This is a genomic window from Arthrobacter sp. 10T413_2, from assembly GCF_056394205.1.
On sequence record NZ_JBFTHK010000334.1, the window covers coordinates 1 to 1,623 of the forward strand.

General features: G+C 67.1%; 2 protein-coding genes. One reads left to right on the plus strand and one right to left on the minus strand.

The window, feature by feature from the left end:
* Positions 1-91 precede the first annotated feature (91 nt).
* Positions 92-1,255 (plus strand): acyl-CoA dehydrogenase family protein, encoded by a 1,164-nt coding sequence (locus tag AC1DBQ_RS23220; protein ID WP_476930736.1) that lies wholly within the window; start codon positions 92-94, stop codon positions 1,253-1,255.
* Between the two features lie 32 nt (positions 1,256-1,287).
* On the opposite strand, the gene AC1DBQ_RS23225 is transcribed toward AC1DBQ_RS23220, so the two are convergent.
* Positions 1,288-1,521: a DUF5703 family protein gene (locus AC1DBQ_RS23225; protein ID WP_476930737.1), complete on the minus strand. Its 234-nt coding sequence runs from the start codon at positions 1,519-1,521 to the stop codon at positions 1,288-1,290.
* Between the last annotated feature and the right edge of the window lie 102 nt (positions 1,522-1,623).

Here is a 1,623-nt window from a genome sequence, read left to right on the forward strand (position 1 = left end):
GCGTGGACGAGCGCGTCCCGGCTGATTCCCTGAAGTTCGGTGCGCGGGTGCTCAACACCCTGCTCACCAACTACTGAGCGGACGCGCCGCCATGACGCCCGAGGACATCCTTGCGGAGCCGCTGCTGGACCGGATCCGCGGCCGGGCCGCCGGCTATGACCGCGACAACGCCTTCTTCCACGAAGACCTCGCGGACCTGACGGCGGCCGGTTACCTGAAGATCTTCGTCCCCGCGTCCGACGGCGGCCTGGGACTCGGACTGGCCGATGCGGCGCAGCTGCAACGCCGGCTCGCGACGGCGGCGCCCGCCACCGCGCTGGCGGTCAACATGCACCTGGTGTGGACCGGCGTCGCGCATGTCCTGGCCGCCCGGGGCGACTCCTCACTGGATTTCGTCCTCAAGGAGGCGGCACAGGGTGAGGTCTTCGCTTTCGGGAACTCGGAGGCCGGGAACGACTCCGTGCTGTTCGATTCCCGCACCGAGGCGGCCCCCTTGCCCGACGGCGGCTACAGCTTCACCGGCCGCAAGATCTTCACGAGTCTGTCCCCGGCGTGGACCCGGCTGGGGATCTTCGGGAAGGACGCCTCCGCCGCGGACGGCGCCGGGGAACTGGTCCACGGATTCATCACCCGGGACACACCCGGGTACAAGATCCTGCCCGACTGGGACACCCTCGGCATGCGKGCCAGCCAGTCCAATACGACGGTCCTGGACGGTGCCGTCGTGCCGGCGGAGCGGATCTTCCGGAAGCTTCCCGTGGGTCCCAACGCGGACCCCTTGATTTTCGCGATCTTTGCCTGCTTCGAGACCCTGCTTGCAGCGGTGTACACGGGCATCGGGGAACGGGCCCTCACGCTCGGGGTGGAGGCCGTGAAGCGCCGGACATCCTTCAAGAACGGCGGCCGCAGTTACGCCCAGGATCCGGATATCCGCTGGAAGGTGGCGGAAKCGGCAATGGCCATGGATGCGCTCTACCCGCAGCTGTCCCGCGTGGCAGCCGACGTCGACGAACTCGCGGACCTGGGCAACCAGTGGTTCCCCCGGCTCGTGGGCCTCAAGGTCCGGGCGACGGAAACCGCCCGGACCGTGGTGGATCTCGCCATCCGGGTGTCCGGCGGCTCCAGCTACTTCCGCGGCTCCGAGCTGGAGCGGCTGTACCGGGACGTGCTCGCGGGTATGTTCCACCCGTCGGACGATGAATCAGCGCACAACACCGTGGCGAACGCCTGGCTGGGTCCGCTGGACACGCCCTGACTGGACACGGCTTTGAGCGGCCCGGKGGCGTCCTAGACGGTGCGCTGGACCTGGATGACCTTGCGGCGCAACCAGAAGCGGCGTCCGCCGCCCACATAGAGGCGGCTGCGCTCCAGCTCCCATTTGCCGTACTCGGAATGCTCCACGAGCCGGCGCCGGGCCTCGGGCAGAGAATYCTCAGGACCCACCGTCAGGACGAGGTACTCGTACTGCTTGACATAGTCCCGTTCCCGCCGGACCGAGCTGCTCAGAAAATGTTCTTTCATTGCTCTCCATTTTCGTCTTTTTCCGGCTAACGTGAAGTCATGAGCATCGATCCGCGTGTCGCGCTTCAATCCCTGACCTCTGCACTGGAAGAACACCTGGCG